The 16,461-nt window shown below is 61.6% G+C and carries 19 protein-coding genes; 14 read left to right on the forward strand and 5 right to left on the reverse strand.

Features of this window, described 5'->3' with window-relative positions:
- The first annotated feature begins 2 nt into the window (after window positions 1-2).
- Window positions 3-749: a hypothetical protein gene (locus K0F85_RS13605; RefSeq protein WP_219116540.1), complete on the forward strand. Its 747-nt coding sequence runs from the start codon at window positions 3-5 to the stop codon at window positions 747-749.
- Here K0F85_RS13605 and trmL read toward each other — a convergent pair whose 3' ends face one another.
- Both trmL and K0F85_RS13615 read right to left on the reverse strand, forming a co-directional pair.
- A complete protein-coding gene (gene trmL, locus K0F85_RS13610; protein WP_219116541.1) occupies window positions 750-1,220 on the reverse strand; it encodes a tRNA (uridine(34)/cytosine(34)/5-carboxymethylaminomethyluridine(34)-2'-O)-methyltransferase TrmL in 471 nt (156 codons plus the stop codon).
- Between the two features lie 27 nt (window positions 1,221-1,247).
- A complete protein-coding gene (locus K0F85_RS13615; protein ID WP_219116542.1) occupies window positions 1,248-1,997 on the reverse strand; it encodes a ComF family protein in 750 nt (249 codons plus the stop codon).
- A 57-nt stretch (window positions 1,998-2,054) separates the two neighbouring features.
- Here K0F85_RS13615 and K0F85_RS13620 point away from each other — a divergent pair, with 57 nt between their 5' ends.
- From K0F85_RS13620 to K0F85_RS13650, 7 genes are all read left to right on the forward strand, one after another.
- Window positions 2,055-2,978 carry a methyltransferase domain-containing protein gene (locus K0F85_RS13620; RefSeq protein ID WP_257572759.1) on the forward strand — a complete coding sequence of 308 codons (924 nt, stop codon included), beginning with the start codon at window positions 2,055-2,057 and terminating at the stop codon, window positions 2,976-2,978.
- A gap of 467 nt (window positions 2,979-3,445) precedes the next feature.
- A complete protein-coding gene (gene coxB, locus K0F85_RS13625) occupies window positions 3,446-4,654 on the forward strand; it encodes a cytochrome c oxidase subunit II (RefSeq protein WP_219116543.1) in 1,209 nt (402 codons plus the stop codon).
- Window positions 4,655-4,667: 13 nt separating this feature from the next.
- Window positions 4,668-6,260, forward strand: a complete 1,593-nt coding sequence (gene ctaD, locus K0F85_RS13630; RefSeq protein WP_071079424.1) for a cytochrome c oxidase subunit I — start codon at window positions 4,668-4,670, stop codon at window positions 6,258-6,260.
- Window positions 6,261-6,311: 51 nt separating this feature from the next.
- Window positions 6,312-6,416: a cytochrome oxidase small assembly protein gene (locus K0F85_RS13635; RefSeq protein WP_219116544.1), complete on the forward strand. Its 105-nt coding sequence runs from the start codon at window positions 6,312-6,314 to the stop codon at window positions 6,414-6,416.
- A gap of 13 nt (window positions 6,417-6,429) precedes the next feature.
- Window positions 6,430-6,990: a cytochrome c oxidase assembly protein gene (locus K0F85_RS13640; RefSeq protein ID WP_219116545.1), complete on the forward strand. Its 561-nt coding sequence runs from the start codon at window positions 6,430-6,432 to the stop codon at window positions 6,988-6,990.
- A gap of 9 nt (window positions 6,991-6,999) precedes the next feature.
- Window positions 7,000-7,206 carry a DUF2970 domain-containing protein gene (locus tag K0F85_RS13645; protein WP_219116546.1) on the forward strand — a complete coding sequence of 69 codons (207 nt, stop codon included), beginning with the start codon at window positions 7,000-7,002 and terminating at the stop codon, window positions 7,204-7,206.
- Between the two features lie 40 nt (window positions 7,207-7,246).
- Entirely contained in the window at window positions 7,247-8,107 is an 861-nt protein-coding gene (locus K0F85_RS13650) for a cytochrome c oxidase subunit 3 (RefSeq protein ID WP_219116547.1), read from the forward strand.
- A 123-nt stretch (window positions 8,108-8,230) separates the two neighbouring features.
- On the opposite strand, the gene K0F85_RS13655 is transcribed toward K0F85_RS13650, so the two are convergent.
- Entirely contained in the window at window positions 8,231-8,431 is a 201-nt protein-coding gene (locus K0F85_RS13655) for a twin transmembrane helix small protein (RefSeq protein WP_034748996.1), read from the reverse strand.
- Window positions 8,432-8,467: 36 nt separating this feature from the next.
- On the opposite strand from K0F85_RS13655, the gene K0F85_RS13660 reads away from it, so the two are divergent.
- From K0F85_RS13660 to K0F85_RS13685, 6 genes are read left to right on the forward strand one after another with little or no spacing between them, the layout of a single operon-like run.
- Window positions 8,468-9,223, forward strand: a complete 756-nt coding sequence (locus tag K0F85_RS13660; RefSeq protein WP_219116548.1) for an SURF1 family protein — start codon at window positions 8,468-8,470, stop codon at window positions 9,221-9,223.
- The gene (locus tag K0F85_RS13665; protein ID WP_219116549.1) at window positions 9,204-9,833 is read left to right on the forward strand and encodes a cytochrome C oxidase subunit I; all 630 of its coding nucleotides are present in this window, start codon (window positions 9,204-9,206) and stop codon (window positions 9,831-9,833) included. Before K0F85_RS13660 ends, K0F85_RS13665 begins: the two co-directional genes overlap by 20 nt.
- Before the next feature lie 18 nt (window positions 9,834-9,851).
- Window positions 9,852-11,027 (forward strand): heme A synthase, encoded by a 1,176-nt coding sequence (locus tag K0F85_RS13670; RefSeq protein ID WP_219116625.1) that lies wholly within the window; start codon window positions 9,852-9,854, stop codon window positions 11,025-11,027.
- Entirely contained in the window at window positions 11,028-11,927 is a 900-nt protein-coding gene (gene cyoE / locus K0F85_RS13675) for a heme o synthase (protein WP_219116550.1), read from the forward strand.
- On the forward strand, window positions 11,924-12,517 hold the full coding sequence (locus K0F85_RS13680) for an SCO family protein (RefSeq protein WP_219116551.1): 594 nt from the start codon (window positions 11,924-11,926) through the stop codon (window positions 12,515-12,517). The genes cyoE and K0F85_RS13680 overlap by 4 nt, the downstream gene beginning before the upstream one ends.
- 42 nt (window positions 12,518-12,559) lie before the next feature.
- On the forward strand, window positions 12,560-13,639 hold the full coding sequence (locus K0F85_RS13685; protein ID WP_219116552.1) for an AI-2E family transporter: 1,080 nt from the start codon (window positions 12,560-12,562) through the stop codon (window positions 13,637-13,639).
- On the opposite strand, the gene K0F85_RS13690 is transcribed toward K0F85_RS13685, so the two are convergent.
- Complete coding sequence (locus K0F85_RS13690; RefSeq protein ID WP_219116626.1) at window positions 13,636-14,976, reverse strand: hemolysin family protein; 1,341 nt, start codon at window positions 14,974-14,976, stop codon at window positions 13,636-13,638. The genes K0F85_RS13685 and K0F85_RS13690 overlap by 4 nt on opposite strands.
- 110 nt (window positions 14,977-15,086) lie before the next feature.
- Complete coding sequence (locus K0F85_RS13695; RefSeq protein ID WP_219116553.1) at window positions 15,087-16,421, reverse strand: MFS transporter; 1,335 nt, start codon at window positions 16,419-16,421, stop codon at window positions 15,087-15,089.
- Window positions 16,422-16,461: the final 40 nt, after the last annotated feature.

Consider the following 16,461-nt stretch of genomic DNA (forward strand, 5'->3'; position numbering starts at 1 on the left):
CCATGCTGAATCACACCACCTTGCGCGCGACCGCTGCACTGACCATTGCGACCATGCTGGCGGGCTGCGCCACTGCGCCGACGAATCCGAACGGCGTGCGCCAGGACAGTGCCTATCTGCAAAGTGGCGGCCAGGCGGGCACGGATGAGGACCCGTGCAGCGTCGGCACGACGGCAGCGGCCGGTGCGGCCGTGGGGGCGTTGCTGGGCGCGCTGGCGGGCGGCAAGAATGGTGCGCTGAAGGGCGCGGCCATCGGCGGCGGCCTGGCGGCGGCCGGTTGCCTGGCCATCAATGTCAATTCGCGCCAGACCAAGACGGCGGCGCAGGCAGACCGCGACTATATCCGCGCGCGCGGGGCGCTGCCGCGCGAGCCGCAAGTGGTGTCGTACACGCCGCAGCTGAGCGCGTCGACCGTCAAGCGCGGCCAGCCGTTCAAGGTTACTTCGGTGGTGGAACTGGTCAATGGCAGCGCGCAAAGCGTCAACGACGTGCGCGAAGAGCTGGTGGTGCTCGATCCGCAAGGACAGCCATTCAAGTCCGGCTCGAAAGCCCTGGCCAGCAGCAACAAATCGGGCGGGCGCTTTGAAAACTCGTTTGAACTGACCTTGCCGGCCGGCGTGTCGCAAGGCGTGTATGGCGTCAAGACGAATTTGTATGTCAACGGCAAGCTGGCCGCCACGCGCGACCTGCGCACGCAGCTGGTGATGCTGGACGCGGACGGTGCCGCGCCGCAGCTGGCGCTGCGTTAGTTAAGCTCCACCAGCATAGCCATGCTGTCGCCACGCTTCATACACGACGACCGCCACCGTATTGGACAGGTTCAAACTGCGGTTATCGGGGCGCATGGGCAAGCGGATGCGTTGGTCTGGCGGGAAACCGTCGCGCAGGGCCGGGGCCAGGCCTTTCGTTTCCGAGCCGAACACGAACACATCGCCCGGTAAAAAGGCCACCTCGCCGAACGGGCGCGAGCCGCGCGTGGTCATGGCGAACATGCGGGCCGGATCGGGTTGGGTGTCGGCCAGGAACGCTGCCCAGTTCTTGTGCACCTTCATCTTGGCGTAATCGTGGTAATCGAGGCCGGCGCGCTTCATCTTGGCATCGTCGAGCGGAAAGCCCAGCGGTTCGACCAGGTGCAGCTGCGCGCCCGTGTTCGCGCACAGGCGGATGACGTTGCCCGTATTGGGTGGGATCTCAGGTTCTACCAAAACAACGTGAAACAAAATACTCTCCTCATATATATAGCGAATTTAATGTGGCGGCGTGCGCGCCACGACCAGGATGCTGACCCTTGCCGCTCCCGCGCCCTTGCAGGCGGCTGCCAGCGCGTTGACGGTATGGCCACTGCTCATCACGTCGTCGACGATGCCCACATGGCATCCTTGCAATAAGGCCGCATGTTCCGGCGCGATGGCGAAGGCGTGCGCCAGGTTGGCTTGCCGTTCCTGCGGTGCCATGCCGCTTTGCGCCGGCGTTTCACGCACGCGCAGTGCCAGGCGGGGCTGCAGCTGTACGTCCAGCAGGCGCGCCAGCGGGCGGGCAATTTCCAGCGCCTGGTTGTATCCCCGCTGGGCCAACCGGGCCGGGCCCAGCGGCACGGGACACAGCAGATGTGGCGCCACCCAAGCTGCATGTTGTTGAATGGCAACATGCAGCAGTTGTGCGAACAGGGGCGCCAGCGCCAGGCGCGCGCCGAATTTCAGCTGCAGCAGCAACTGGTCGACGGGCGCCGCATAATCAAACGCCGTGACGGTGGCGTCATACGCGGGCCTTTGGTGCAGACAGCGCCCGCACAGCAGCGCCACATCGTCGAGCGGATTGGCGCACTGGCGGCAACGCGGCCGCAGCAGCCCCAGGTATTGCGCGCGGCAGGGCGGGCACAGCACCTCCGGGCAGCCGATGCCGCACAGCGCGCATTGGGCCGGCAGCACGGTGGCACCCAGCCACTGGCGCAGCGCCTGCGAGGCGGCATCAAGGCGGGGCTGGGTGGCGGTCCGCATCGCGATGGCGTCGTTCCATGTACACTGCCGACATTATCTCACCTCACCGGTTTCAACATGCCAGTTCCCACCAATCCGCCCAAAATGAGTGCGCCCATCGATGCGGTGCAAGTACGCGATTTCTTTTCCCGTCCGGCGCGCATCGCGCCATCGGATTTCCTGCGCCGCGAAGTATCGCAGCGCATGCACGAGCGCCTGGAACTGGTGAAAATCACGCCCTTGCGCGTGCTGGACGCCGGTTGCGGCCCCGGTGCGGACCTGGCGCAGTTGCACAAGGATTATCCCGCCGCGCAGATTATCGGTCTCGATGCAGCGCAAGCGATGATGCAGGCGGCGCGCGCGCCGGCGTCGAAGCTGGCCAGCCTGAACCACTTCCTCAGCAAGCTCTTGCCGGCCAAGGCGGGCGTGGATTTGCTGTGCGGCGACCTGGGCGACTTGCCGCTGGCGCAGGGCAGCATCGACCTGGTGTGGTCCAACCTGGCCCTGCACTGGCATGCCCAACCGGACCGCGTGTTTGCCGAATGGCGGCGTGCGCTACGTCTCGATGGCTTGCTGATGTTTTCCTGTTTCGGCCCCGACACCTTTCGCGAAGTGCGCGAGGCGTTTGCCGAGGCCGATTTGTATCCGCACGCCTTGCCTTTTGTCGACATGCACGACTTCGGCGACATGCTGGTCGAGACGGGCTTTTCCACGCCCGTGCTGGACATGGAGATCATCACCGTGACCTACGATACGGCGGAGAAACTGCTGGCGGATGTGCGCGCCTTTGGTGGCAACCCGCTCACCACGCGCCGGCGCGGCCTGATGGGCAAGGCGGCCTGGCAGCGCATGCTCGATGCGCTGGAAAAAACCCGCCGTCCCGACGGCAAGCTGGGCCTGAGTTTCGAGGTGATCTATGGCCACGCCTTCCGTCCGGCGCCGCGCGTGACGCGCAATGGCGAGGCGATCATCCGTTTCGATCTGCCGCGCAAGCCTCAATAAAAGCCTAAAGAAACTGACACTTGGTCGCCATCCACGCACGGATGTTGCAGCGTAGCGTTGCAAAGCGCGCGGCGGCCAGGAGAAGGGCGCGCACAAAGCCGATTATTGCTTGATGGATTCAAGTTTACTTGATTATAATCGTTGATTGTTTGTCAGCTTGTTAAGTAGAAAAAACAAGGCCTGCCAACAAAATAAAAAAAACAAAGCAAGACTTATTCGAAGTTACTGCATTAGTATAGTAACCATCTTCCACACGAGGCCATTTCGATGTGGGGAAGAAAAACAGGGTTCCAGCATGGTTGCGCGCCGCCGTTTTTTGCTGCGGCAGCCAGCATGGAATTCGCTGGTGCTTGACGCACATGGCCGCTTTCTGGCCGTGTTGCTTTCATGGAGGAGCGGCAGCGGTCCAGTACGGAGAAATCCGCAGCCGTTTAAAATATCATTATTTTTGGGTGGTTGGGGAAAACATGACACATGCAAAGCGACTTCAATCGTTGCTGCTCGGGCTGTCTTTGACAGCGTTTGGCATCGGGCGATGGGCCACGGCGGCACCGGCTGCCGGCACCTATCCCGGCACCGGCGGTCCCGTGCCGTTCGAAATGAATCTGCAACCGCCGGCGACACAGATCGCCCATGAAATCTACGATTTGCACACCCTGATGATGATCATCTGCCTGGTGATCTTCGTGGCCGTGTTCGGCGTCATGTTTTATTCCATCTTCAAGCACCGCAAGTCCCTGGGCCATAAACCGGCCACCTTCCACGAAAGCACCACCGTCGAGATCGCCTGGACCGTCGTACCTTTCCTGATCGTCATCGGCATGGCCCTGCCTGCCACGCGCACCGTGGTGGGCATGAAGGATACCTCGAACGCCGACATCACCATCAAGGCCACAGGCATGCAGTGGAAATGGGGCTATGACTACCTGAAAGGGGAGGGCGAAGGCATTTCCTTCCTCTCCAACCTGTCCACGCCGCGTTCGCAAGTGGGTGCGCCAGGCGCGCCGCCGACGGAAAAACGCGGCGAGAACTACTTGATCGAAGTCGATAACGAAGTTGTCGTTCCGGTCAACAAGAAGATCCGCATGGTGCTGACGGCCAACGACGTCATCCACGCCTGGTCCGTGCCCGCCTTTGGCGTGAAACAGGATGCGATTCCCGGCTTCGTGCGTGACACCTGGTTCAAGGCCGACCATATCGGCACTTTCCGCGGCAATTGCGCCGAGCTGTGCGGCAAGGAACACGCGTTCATGCCCATCGTCGTCAAGGTCGTATCCAACGATGACTACAAGGCCTGGGTTGATGTAAAACAAAAGGAAATGGCAGCATTGGCCGATGATCCAAGCAAGGTGTGGACCATCGACGAATTGAAGGTCAAGGGCGAGAAAGTGTATGCGGCCAACTGCGTCGTCTGCCACCAGGCGACAGGCAAGGGCGTGCCCGGTGCCTTTGCCGCGCTGGACGGCTCTGCCGTGGTGAACGGTCCGAAAGCGGAACAGATTCATGTCTTGCTGAACGGGCAAAAGAGCGGCAAGTTCCCGGCTGAAATGCCAGCGTGGAAACAGCTGTCCGACACGGAAATTGCCGCAGTGATCACTTACACGCGCAATTCCTGGTCGAACAAGGCCGAAGAGAACATCGTTCAACCAGCCGAAGTCGTGGCTGCACGCAAGTAATTAGGAGCCGCATATGAGCACGAGCACGAGCACCTTGGACCACGCCGGTCACGACCATGCCCACGACCATCCCACTGGCTACCGCCGCTGGCTGTTTGCCACCAACCACAAGGATATCGGTACCTTGTACCTGTGGTTCTCGTTCATCATGCTGCTGTCGGGCGGCGTGCTGGCCCTGATGATACGCACGGAACTGTTTCACCCAGGCTTGCAATTCTTTCACCCTGAATTCTTCAACCAGCTGACCACCATGCATGGCCTGGTGATGGTGTTTGGCGCCATCATGCCGGCCTTCGTCGGCTACGCCAACTGGATGATCCCGCTGCAAGTGGGCGCATCCGACATGGCGTTCGCCCGCATGAACAACTTCTCGTTCTGGCTGCTGCCGCCGGCCGCGCTGCTGCTGGCCACGTCTTTCCTCGTGCCGGGCGGCGCCACGGCTGCCGGCTGGACCCTGTATGCGCCGCTGTCGACGCAGATGGGCCCTGGCATGGACATGGCCATTTTCGCCATGCACCTGATGGGCGCCTCGTCCATCATGGGCTCGATCAACATCATCGTCACCATCCTCAACATGCGCGCCCCTGGCATGACCCTGATGAAAATGCCGATGTTCTGCTGGACCTGGCTGATTACCGCGTATCTCCTGATCGCCGTCATGCCCGTGCTGGCCGGCGCCATTACCATGACCCTGACGGACCGCCATTTCGGCACCTCCTTCTTCAATGCGGCAGGCGGCGGCGACCCCGTCATGTACCAGCACATCTTCTGGTTCTTCGGCCACCCCGAGGTCTACATCATGATCTTGCCGGCTTTCGGCATCGTCTCGCAGATCCTGCCGGCCTTTGCCCGCAAGCCCTTGTTCGGCTACGCTTCGATGGTGTACGCCACGGCCTCGATCGCGATTCTGTCCTTCATCGTCTGGGCGCACCACATGTTTACCACCGGCATGCCGGTGACCAGCCAGCTGTTCTTCATGTACGCGACCATGCTGATCGCCGTGCCGACGGGCGTGAAAGTGTTCAACTGGATCGCTACCATGTGGAAGGGTTCCATGACGTTCGAGACGCCGATGCTGTTCTCGGTGGGCTTCATCTTCGTCTTCACCATGGGCGGCTTCACGGGCCTGATCCTGGCGGTAACGCCGATCGACATCCAGTTGCAGGATACGTATTACGTGGTAGCGCACTTCCACTACGTGCTGGTGGCCGGTTCGCTGTTCGCCCTGTTCGCCGGCTTCTACTACTGGTCGCCGAAATGGACGGGCCATATGTACAACGAGACGCGCGGCAAGATCCACTTCTGGCTGTCGCTGATCACCTTCAACGTGACCTTCTTCCCGATGCACTTCCTGGGCCTGGCCGGCATGCCGCGCCGCTACGCCGATTATCCGGCGCAGTTCACGGACTTTAATATGATCGCCTCGATCGGCGGCTTCGGCTTTGGCCTGATGCAGGTGTACTTCCTGTTCTTCGTGGTCTTGCCGACCATCCGCGGCGGCAAGGCTGCGCCAGCGAAACCATGGGAAGGCGCGGAAGGCCTGGAATGGACCGTGCCGAGCCCGGCACCATTCCACACGTTTGAAACGCCGCCGACAGTGAAATGAGGTAGCACGGGCCGGCGTGTTGCGCGGCCCGTCTTGAGTAAAGTGCCTGTCATGACCGAACGTAAAAAACCGAACAACCTGCGTACCGGGCTGATCTTGGCCGCCCTGGCGGCCTTCTTCTTCCTGTCCGTGTTCGTCAAGCGCATGTGGCTCTGACGTGACGACGCCGATGCAACAGGAAACACGCGGCCTGAACCGCAAGATGCTGGGCAAGCTGATTGTCATTGCCATCCTGATGTTTGGCTTTGGCTATGCCCTGATTCCCGTCTACAAGCAGATTTGCGAAGTGATGGGCATCAACGTGCTGACGCAAAAAGATGGCACGGTGGCCTACGACAACAATACACAGGTCGACACGACGCGCAGCATCACCGTCGAGTTCGATGGCAATGCGCAGGGGCCATGGCGCTTCCGCCCGACGGTATCGAGCATGCAAGTGCATCCGGGCGAACTGGTGACTGTCCTGTATGAAGTGGTCAACACGCAAAACCGCGTCGTCAACGCGCAAGCCATCCCCAGCTACGCGCCGCAGAGTGCCACGCCGCACTTCAAGAAGGTCGAGTGCTTCTGCTTCAAGCAGCAGACTTTGAAAGCCCACGAAGCGCGGCAGATGCCGGTGGTGTTCTTCCTCGATCCGGCCCTGCCGAAAGAGGTGAAGACCATCACCCTGTCGTACACGTTTTTCGAGATTGCCGGTCTGAGCCAGGCTCAGACGCCGGCCGTCCAATAGGAGAGTGGCATGAGCGCATCCAAACAGCCTGAAAAAGCATCGTTCCTGTATTCGCTGCGGGCCGTCGTGTGGTCATTCACGGGGCTGCGCCGCAAGAGCGATTTCGACACGGATTCGGCCAAGCTCAATCCCGTGCACATCGTCATCGCCGGCTTCCTGGTAGTGGCTTGCCTGATCGGCATCTTGATTTCGATTGTTAAATTCGTCGTTCTATAAATTATAAAAAACCACCCTATAAGTTTTTGAGGAGATGATGATGAGTTCCAACCACGCCGCCGTACCTTATTATTTCGTGCCCGGCCCGTCGCGCTGGCCCATGCTGGGCGGCGCCAGCCTGCTGCTGACCATGATAGGCGCCTCGGCCTGGGTCAACGACGTCTCCTGGGGCCCGTACGTGAATTACCTGGGCATTGCCGGCATCCTGCTGGTGCTGTATTTCTGGTTCGGCGATGCCATCAGCGAGTCGGAGCAGGGCTTGTATAGCGAACGCATCGACCACTCCTTCCGCTGGAGCATGAGCTGGTTCATCTTTTCGGAAGTCATGTTCTTCGCCGCCTTCTTCGGCGCCCTGTTTTATGCGCGCAGCATTTCCATGCCGTGGCTGGCGGACCTCGACCACAAGGTGATCTGGCCAGATTTCGCCGCCCACTGGGGTAATACGGGCCCGGCCGGCACGGTGCAGGAATTTACCACCATGACGCCGTTCTGGATTCCGACGATCAATACAGCCTTGCTGCTGACATCGGGCGTCACCCTGACCATTTCGCACCACGCGCTGCGCGCCGGCCACCGCGCCATGACGTCCCTGTTCCTGTTCGCCACCATCGTGCTGGGCGCGATCTTCATGGGCTTCCAGGTCTACGAATACATGCACGCCTACAGCGAATTGAACTTGAAATTGACGTCCGGCATCTACGGCGCCACCTTCTTCATGCTGACGGGCTTCCACGGTTTTCACGTGACCCTGGGCGCCATCATGCTCTCCGTCATCCTGTACCGCGTGCTGAAAGGCCACTTCACGCCCGAGCACCACTTCGGTTTCGAAGGCGCAGCCTGGTACTGGCACTTTGTCGACGTCGTCTGGCTGGGCCTGTACGTGGTCGTGTATTGGTTATAATGGCGGGGCAGGGCGCGCGCCGTTGACGCGTGCGCCTGTGCCATAAAAAAAGCCGTACCGGGACATCCTGGGTACGGCTTTTTTCTTAGCGTGAAGAATTTGCCAATCCGGCAATGTCGGGCCTTAATGAATTCCCGTCGGCTGGATGTAGCCGAGCTTGTGCGCCAGCAGGATCAGCAGGAACAGGGTGATCGACAAGCCCACGCGCAGGGCCAGCGCCTGCACGGTGCGGTTGCTCTTGCCCTTGTCGCGCATGAGGAAGAACAGGGCCGAGCCCAGGCTGCCCAGGATCAGGATGAAGGCAATGGCAACGAGGATTTTCATGGATGGTAGCGCCAGGCTTGAGGAGGTTTCATTGTAATGCGTATCCGCTTCCATTTTAGATGGATTCCATTTGTTGTAATGCTGCTACTGGTAGCGCTGGGACTCTCTTTGGCGCAATGGCAGCAGCGCCGTGGCGACGAGAAAGTCGCCCGTGCCGCCCGGCTCGCGGCGGGCAACCACGCCGCGCCTTTGGCCTTGAGCGCCGCGCCCTTGCTGCCGGCCGATGCGCAAGCGATCGAATACCGCCGCGTCACAGTCACGGGCCATTTCCTGCCCGCCTGGACGGTCTACCTGGACAACCGCCCCTACAAGGGCCAAGCTGGCTTCCACGTGCTCACGCCCTTCCAGATCGACGGTTCCCGGATGCACGTGCTGGTGGCGCAGGGTTGGTTGCCGCGCAACAATGCCGAGCGCACGCGCATTCCCGACTACGGCACGCCCACGGGCACGGTGACCATCATCGGCATCGCGCGCCTGAACGCGGGTCATGTGATGGAGCTGGGCACGGCGCCGGCCCTGGCGCCGCACGCCATCGTTCAAAATGCCGATATCGGCCAGCTGGCGCAGGCCAGCGGCCTGGCCTTGCAGCCTTTTATCGTCGAGCAAACAGTTGAACCGGTGGATTTGGCAACGGCGCCAGCTGCCGGCCAGCTTCCCGTGCGCGACTGGCCGGCGCCCGACCTTGGCGCCGACAAGCACCGCGGCTATGCTTTCCAGTGGTACGCACTGGCACTGATGGCTTTTCTATTTTTTGTCTTTACAGGATTTCGACGTGCAAACAAACAACCCTGAAGCAACGCAAGACAACAGCAACAAGCAGGTGCAAAACACGGGGCGCTGGAAACTGCTGGCCGTGGTGGCCGTGTGCGCCTTCCCCATCATCGCCTCGTATTTCACGTATTACATCATCAAGCCCACGGGCCGCAACAACTATGGCGCCCTGATCGATCCCCGCTTGCACCCGATACCCGAGGCGCAATTGCAAGTGACTGAACTCGATGGCAAGGCGGCGCCGCTGGCGCAATTCAAGGGCAAGTGGGTGCTGCTGCAAACGGGGCCGTCCGATTGCCAGGAAGCGTGCAAGAAGCAATTGTTTGACATGCAACAACTGCGTCTCATGCAGGGCAAGGAACGCGAACGCCTGGAACGGGTCTGGCTGGTGACGGATGCTCAGCCGCTCGACACGCTGGTGATGCGCGAATTCGACGGCACCAGCATGCTGCGCGTGAATGGCGATGCCCTGAACGCCTGGCTGCCCGTGGAGGCGGGTGGCAAGACCAGCGACCATTTGTATTTGATCGACCCGCTGGGCAATTTGATGATGCGCTTCCCGAAAGACGCGGACCCGAACAAGATTAAGAAAGACATCGCCAAGCTGCTCAAAGCTTCGGCGATCGGTTAAGGAGTCTGCATGCCGACGATGCATCTCTCCGCGCTGGCCCAGCTGGGCTTGACGGGCCTGCTGGTGGCGCTGCTGCCTTTGACCATGGTCTGGGTATCCGCGGACGCGAATAAATACCGCAAGCTGGTGTGGATCGCCGTCTTTCTGACGGTCGACCTGATCATGTTTGGCGGCTTCACGCGCCTGTCCGATTCCGGCCTCGGCTGCCCAGATTGGCCAGGCTGTTATGGCTCGGCCAATCCTTTCCTCGCGCACGAACACATCGTGGCGGCGCAAACCCTGATGCCGACGGGCCCCGTGACGGTAGTCAAGGCGTGGATCGAAATGACGCACCGCTACCTGGCCATGGCCATTGGCGTGCTGATCGTGGCGATGATGGTGCAAGCGTGGCGCCAGTGGAAGAAAAGCCGCCGCGAAGAATTCGCCCCCGCGCTGCCGACGGCGCTGTTTTTGTTCGTCTGCCTGCAGGGGGCGTTCGGCGCCTGGACGGTGACCCTGAAGCTGCAACCGGTGATTGTCACCATTCACTTGTTGCTGGGCATGGGCTTGCTGGCCATGCTGACGTGGCTGGGCGGGCGCCAGGATCGTGCCGTCAAACCCTTGCTGCGCGCCGATGCGGATGCAGCCGTGCTGCGTCCCGTGCGGGCGCTGGCCGTCATGTCGCTCGTGCTGCTCACCGTGCAGATCGCGCTGGGCGGCTGGGTGAGCACCAACTACGCCACCCTGGCCTGCACGGATTTTCCTCTGTGTGGCGGGAAAGTCATTCCGGAGATGGATTTTGAGCATGGTTTCCATCTGTGGCGCGAACTGGGCAAGACGGCCGCCGGCCATTACTTGCCATTTTCGGCGCTGACGGCCATCCATTGGGTGCACCGCAACTTCGCCTTCGTCGTGCTGGCCGGTGTCGGCTATACGGTGTTGCGCGCGTGGAAGCTGCCGTCCCTGCGCGGCACGGCGCGCTTGCTTGCGCTGGTGCTGTCCTTGCAGGTGGTGACGGGCCTGGCGACGATTTACCTGAGCTGGCCATTGTCGATTGCTGTCCTGCATAACGGCGGCGCGGCGCTGCTCGTGTTGTTGCTGACCATGTTAAACTACAAGGCTAAATTCCAACTCGATGTTGCGCGCACTGTTAAGCGCGCTTGCGCCTCCGCGACAGTGCCCACGGCACCAGCCAGTCCTTCCCGTACCGCATAAATGACTACTCAGACCATCAGCCGTAAACCTTCCCCCCGCATCGCCCAGTACTGGGCGCTGACCAAGCCCCGCGTGACGCAACTGGCCGTGTTTTGCGCCGTCATCGGCATGTTCCTGGCCAGCGAGGAGTTGCCCGACTGGCACGCGGTGGTGTTCGGCACCCTCGGCATCTGGCTGCTGGCCGGCGCCGCGTTTGCCGTCAATTGCCTGGCCGAGCGCGAAATCGACGCGCGCATGGCCCGCACGGCGCGCCGCCCCATGGCCATGGGCGACATCACGGTGAAGCAGACGGTGGTGTTCGCACTGGTGATCGGCGGCCTGGGCATGGCGATTCTGTATCACCTCGTCAATCCGCTGACCATGTGGCTGACCTTTGTCACCTTTGTCGGCTACGCCCTGATCTACACCATGGTGCTGAAACCGGCCACGCCGCAAAACATCGTCATCGGCGGCCTGTCCGGCGCCATGCCGCCCGCGCTGGGCTGGGCCGCCGTGGCGAACGACGTGCCGATGCAGGCCTGGCTGCTGGTCTTGATCATTTTCGTCTGGACGCCGCCGCACTTCTGGGCGCTGGCCATGTACCGCCGCGACGATTACGCGCGCTCGGGCCTGCCCATGCTGCCCGTCACGCACGGCTTGAAATTCACGCAATTTCACGTCTGGCTGTATTCGATCGCGCTGGCCGCCACCACCTTGCTGCCCTTTGCCGTGCGCATGAGCGGCTTGATCTACCTGGCCTCGGCCGTGCTGCTGAATGCCGGTTTCCTGTATTACGCCTGGAAGATGTACCGCCACTACACGGATTTGATCGCGCGCAAAGCCTTCACGTATTCCATCATTTATTTGGCACTGCTGTTCGCAGCCTTGCTGGTCGACCACTACATTCCCCTCGGAACATGAAAAAATACCTGACCCTGTTGTTGGCGGCCGCCCTGGTCGCCGTCCTCTCCGGTTGCGGCAAGCCGGCCGCGCCCAAGCTGGCCTTCAAGAATACCGACGTGACGGGCCTGGGCTACGCGCGCGAGTTCGCGCTGACGGACCACACGGGCCACCCGCGCACCCTGGCCGACTACAAGGGCAAGCTGGTGCTGATGTTCTTCGGCTACACGCAATGTCCGGACGTCTGCCCCACGACCATGGCCGACATGGCCCAGGTGATGCAGGAAATGGGCCCGCAGGCGGACCAGGTGCAAGTGCTGTTCGTCACGGTCGACCCAGAGCGCGATACGCAAGCCTTGCTGGCGCAATACGTGCCTGCCTTCGACAAGCGCTTTGTAGGCCTGTATGGCGATGCGGCCGCGACGGCCAAAGTGGCGAAGGAATTCAAGGTGTATTACGCCAAGGTCGAGGGCGAAACGGACAGCAGCTACACGGTCGACCACACGGCCGGCACCTATGTCTTCGACCGCGAAGGCAAGATCCGCCTGTTCGTGCGCCACGGCGAAAAGCCTGCCGCCATCGCGCACGATCTTAAACTTCTGCTATCCTGACCCGGTCGCGCCGCTAGGCGCCATCTTCAGGATACGCAGTACATGGATAAACGTTTCGAGCCTTACGCCCGCCTGGCAGCCATCATCTTCTTGCTGATAGGCTGCTTTTTCGTCTTGCGGCCCTTCCTGGCAGCCATGCTGTTTGCCGCCTGCGTGGGCATTTCCAGCTGGCCTTTGTATCTGCTCCTGCTGGAACGCCTGAAAGGCCGGCGCAACTGGGCGGCCGCCATCATGACCCTGTCGCTGGTGCTGGTCATCGTGCTACCGCTGGCTCTCGTCACCTATAACCTGGCTGACAATGTCTCGCGCGTGTACGAGCAGATCCGCGCCGCGCTGGAGTCGGGCAGCCTGCATCCGCCGGCCTGGCTGGCCAGCATTCCCGTCGTCGGCGAAACCATCGATCGCTATGTGCGGCGCTTGCTGGAAGACCGCGAGGAATTATTGAATTTGGGTAAGACCATGCTGGAACCGGCGCGCCATTTCCTCGCTTCCGGCGGCATCTTGCTGGGCACGGGCCTGGCGCAGACCAGCCTGGCCGTGTTTGTCAGCTTCTTCCTCTACCGCGATGGCCAGCAACTGCGCCGTGCCTTGATGACGGGCGCCGCGCGCATCATCGGCGACAGCGCGCCCGGCGTGGGCCTGACCATCAGCCGCACCGTGCGCGGCGTCATGTACGGCTTGCTGGGCACGGCGCTGGCGCAGGCCCTGGTGGCCGTGGTGGGCTTTTTGATCGCCGGCGTGCCGGCCGTGGCGCTCCTGGGTGTGGCCACCTTCATCTTTTCGCTGATCCCCGTGGGGCCGCCGCTGATCTGGGGCGGCGCCGCCATCTGGCTGTTTACGGAAGGGCAGACGGGCTGGGGCATTTTCATGCTGGTGTGGGGCGCGCTGCTGATCAGCGGCGTGGATAACGTGGTCAAGCCCATGCTCATCAGCCGCGGCAGCAGCCTGCCGTTTTTGCTGGTATTGCTGGGCGTGCTGGGCGGCGTGCTGGCCTTTGGCTTCGTCGGCATTTTCATCGGCCCGACCCTGCTGGCGGTGCTGTACAGCTTGCTGCAAACGTGGACGGGGAGCGAGGCCACCGTGCCGCAGGGCAAAGATACGCTGACGCGTAAAAAAGATTAATCCCTCAGGTCTGCATCGAGGTCCCGCTCCTGCTTGGGGATCACCTTGATGAGCACGATGCGGGGCCCGTTCATCTTCTTGACGACGATGTCGAAGTCGACAAAGGCGATGCGCTGGCCCTGCTTCGGAATGTCCCCCAGCTTGACCATGATCAAGCCGCCCACCGATTCCACGTCGTCCAGCCCCAGTTCCTCGTTTTCGATATCGATGCCGAGGATGCGTTCGAGCGAGAAGATGGGCAGGCTGGCCTTGCCGATCAGGGTGCCGTCGCTTTGCTTGAGCCAGTCATTTTCATTGCGGCGGAACTCATCGCGGATTTCGCCGACCATGGCGCCGAGCAAGTTATCGAGGGTGATGAAGCCCAGCGGACGCTTGCCCTTTTCGCCGATCAGGGCGAAGTGGGGCGCGCCGTCGCGGAAGCGGCGGAACAGTTCCAGCGCGGGCGTGCGCGCCGAAATGATGTCCACGGGACGCAAAAACGGCGTGAGCGAGGTGATCGGCTTGCCCGCCTGCTGGGCAAAGAACAGGTCTTTCAAATGCACCACGCCCAGCACATCGTCTTCATTCATGTCGAAATACGGGTAGCGGCTGAAGCGGTTGCGCAGCACCGTGTCGAGATTTTCTTCCAGGGTGCTCGAGGCGTGCAGGGCGATCACTTCATTGATCGGGCGCATCAGGTCCGACACCGTCATCTGTTCAAAATCCAGCGACTGCGCCAGGATGTTGCGTTCGTCACGCGTAAATTTTTCGCCGGGCTGGCTGGTGCGCAGGATCAATTTCAGTTCTTCGGACGAGTAATGGGCATCGTGGCCACCCTTGCCGGACAGGCCTGCCAGGCGCAGCACCCAGTTGGCGCTGGCGTTGAGCAGGTAAATGGCCGGATACATGGCCCAGTAAAAGCCATACAGGGGAATCGCGCTCCACAGGCCGACGGCTTCCGGGTTGCGGATGGCCATCGATTTGGGTGCCAGTTCGCCCACGACGATATGCAGGAAGGAAATCACGCTGAAGGCGACGACGAACGAGACGCCGTGGATCAGCTCTTGCGAGGTGACCCCGATGGCGCCGAACAGCGGCTCAAGCAAGCCGGCAAACGCCGGCTCGCCGACCCAGCCCAGGCCCAGCGACGCCAGGGTGATGCCCAGCTGGCAGGCGGACAGGTAGGCGTCCAGCTGGCCATGCACCTTGGCCAGGATGCGGCCCCGTAGTCCCTGTGTCTTGGCGATGGCGCGGATGCGCGTGCGCCGCAAGGTGACGATGCCAAATTCGGCGGCAACAAAAAAACCGTTCAGCGCGACCAGGAAGAGGGCGAGCAGGACTAGCAAGACATTGTGCATGGGGGCGCGGAAGATGGGCTGTAAAAACGTCATCTTAAACGACGAAGGCCACCATAGCCTAATTTAGCCGCGCACGCCGCCTGGTAGCGGCGGGCGCGCGGCCGGTGGCCTTACTCTTGGGCGGCCGTTTGCGGCCCGCCGCGCATGGCAAAGACCATGACGGCCGAGACGATGGCGGGGATGGCGACGACGAGGAAAATCGTGCTGTTGGGCCAGTTCAGGCGGATCAGTTCGCCACCGAGCACGGGGCCGATGATGGAACCGATGCGCCCGACGCCCAGGCTCCAGCCTATGCCTGTCGAGCGCAGGGTGGTCGGGTAATAGCTGGCTGCCAGGGCATTCACGGCAGGCTGACCGCCGACCACGCAAAAGCCGGCGATGAAGATGGTGATGAACAGGAAAGCCAGCGACACATCGGGACGGCCGATCAGGGCGATCGCCACGGCGGCCACCAAAAAGCATGGCAGCAGGATGCGGCGGAAGCTGGAGCGGTCGATCAGCTGGCCCATGACGAGGGTGCCGATGGTGCCGCCCACTTGCAGGGCCGTCCCGGCCAGCACGGCATTGGCCGTGGACAGGCCCGCATCCTTGGCGATGGTCGGCAGCCAGTTCGACAGGAAATACAAATTGAGCAAGTTCATGAAGTTGATGACCCACAGCAGTATCGTCATCTTGGCGCGGCCACCCGTAAACAATTGCAGCACGGGCGCGCCCTTGTGTGCCTTTTCATGCACGAGGTATTGCGTCTCGGCCGTGATGCTTACCGTCGGATCGATGCGCTTGAGCCATTGGGCCACCTTGTCGAGCTTGCGTTGCTTGAGCACCAGGAATTGCATCGATTCCGGCAGCAGGAAGAACATCAGCACGCCGATCACCAGCGGCACCACGCCACCCACGTAAAACACGGATTGCCAGCCGAAGGCGGGAATCAGCGCGGCGGATAACAGCCCGCCCAGCACGGCGCCCAGGGTAAAGCCGCAGGAGACCAGCATCATCAGGGTGACTTTCTTGCGCAGCGGGCTGTATTCGCCGGCCAGCGCCATGGCGTTCGGCATCACGGCGCCCAGGCCCAGGCCCGTGATGAAACGGATCAGTTGCAATTGCTCGATGCTGGTCGCCAGCGGCGTGACCAGCATGCACAGCGAAAAGAAGATGGTCGAGCCGATCAGCACGGGACGGCGGCCGAACTTGTCGGCCGTGATGCTGAATACCAGGGAACCGACCAGCATGCCCAAGAGGCCCGCGCCGAACACGGGGCCCAGGTTGGCCTTGCTGACATTCCAGTCGGCAATGATGGCGGGCGCCACATAGCCCATGGCTTGCACGTCGAAGCCATCCATGATGACGCACAGCCCGCACAGGATCAGCATGCCGATCTGGAAGGAGCCGATCTTGTTGTTATTGATGAGATCGGGTATATCGATCGTCTTGTCTGCCGTGGACATGCTGCCGCTCCTGTTTTTTATGGTGATCGCACCCTTCCGG

The sequence above is a fragment of the Janthinobacterium sp. UMAB-56 genome, from assembly GCF_900095265.1.
Classification (GTDB): Bacteria; Pseudomonadota; Gammaproteobacteria; order Burkholderiales; family Burkholderiaceae_D; genus Janthinobacterium.

Excerpts from the sequence above, each read along its gene's own strand:
- K0F85_RS13605 (WP_219116540.1), top strand. The coding sequence starts at position 3 with ATGCTGAATCACACCACCTTGCGCGCGACCGCTGCACTGACCATTGCG.
- K0F85_RS13615 (WP_219116542.1), bottom strand. The coding sequence starts at position 1,997 with ATGCGGACCGCCACCCAGCCCCGCCTTGATGCCGCCTCGCAGGCGCTG.
- K0F85_RS13620 (WP_257572759.1), top strand. The coding sequence starts at position 2,055 with ATGCCAGTTCCCACCAATCCGCCCAAAATGAGTGCGCCCATCGATGCG.
- coxB (WP_219116543.1), top strand. The coding sequence starts at position 3,446 with ATGACACATGCAAAGCGACTTCAATCGTTGCTGCTCGGGCTGTCTTTG.
- ctaD (WP_071079424.1), top strand. The coding sequence starts at position 4,668 with ATGAGCACGAGCACGAGCACCTTGGACCACGCCGGTCACGACCATGCC.
- K0F85_RS13635 (WP_219116544.1), top strand. The coding sequence starts at position 6,312 with ATGACCGAACGTAAAAAACCGAACAACCTGCGTACCGGGCTGATCTTG.
- K0F85_RS13640 (WP_219116545.1), top strand. The coding sequence starts at position 6,430 with ATGCAACAGGAAACACGCGGCCTGAACCGCAAGATGCTGGGCAAGCTG.
- K0F85_RS13645 (WP_219116546.1), top strand. The coding sequence starts at position 7,000 with ATGAGCGCATCCAAACAGCCTGAAAAAGCATCGTTCCTGTATTCGCTG.
- K0F85_RS13650 (WP_219116547.1), top strand. The coding sequence starts at position 7,247 with ATGAGTTCCAACCACGCCGCCGTACCTTATTATTTCGTGCCCGGCCCG.
- K0F85_RS13655 (WP_034748996.1), bottom strand. The coding sequence starts at position 8,431 with ATGAAAATCCTCGTTGCCATTGCCTTCATCCTGATCCTGGGCAGCCTG.
- K0F85_RS13660 (WP_219116548.1), top strand. The coding sequence starts at position 8,468 with ATGCGTATCCGCTTCCATTTTAGATGGATTCCATTTGTTGTAATGCTG.
- K0F85_RS13670 (WP_219116625.1), top strand. The coding sequence starts at position 9,852 with ATGCATCTCTCCGCGCTGGCCCAGCTGGGCTTGACGGGCCTGCTGGTG.
- cyoE (WP_219116550.1), top strand. The coding sequence starts at position 11,028 with ATGACTACTCAGACCATCAGCCGTAAACCTTCCCCCCGCATCGCCCAG.
- K0F85_RS13680 (WP_219116551.1), top strand. The coding sequence starts at position 11,924 with ATGAAAAAATACCTGACCCTGTTGTTGGCGGCCGCCCTGGTCGCCGTC.
- K0F85_RS13685 (WP_219116552.1), top strand. The coding sequence starts at position 12,560 with ATGGATAAACGTTTCGAGCCTTACGCCCGCCTGGCAGCCATCATCTTC.
- K0F85_RS13690 (WP_219116626.1), bottom strand. The coding sequence starts at position 14,976 with ATGCACAATGTCTTGCTAGTCCTGCTCGCCCTCTTCCTGGTCGCGCTG.
- K0F85_RS13695 (WP_219116553.1), bottom strand. The coding sequence starts at position 16,421 with ATGTCCACGGCAGACAAGACGATCGATATACCCGATCTCATCAATAAC.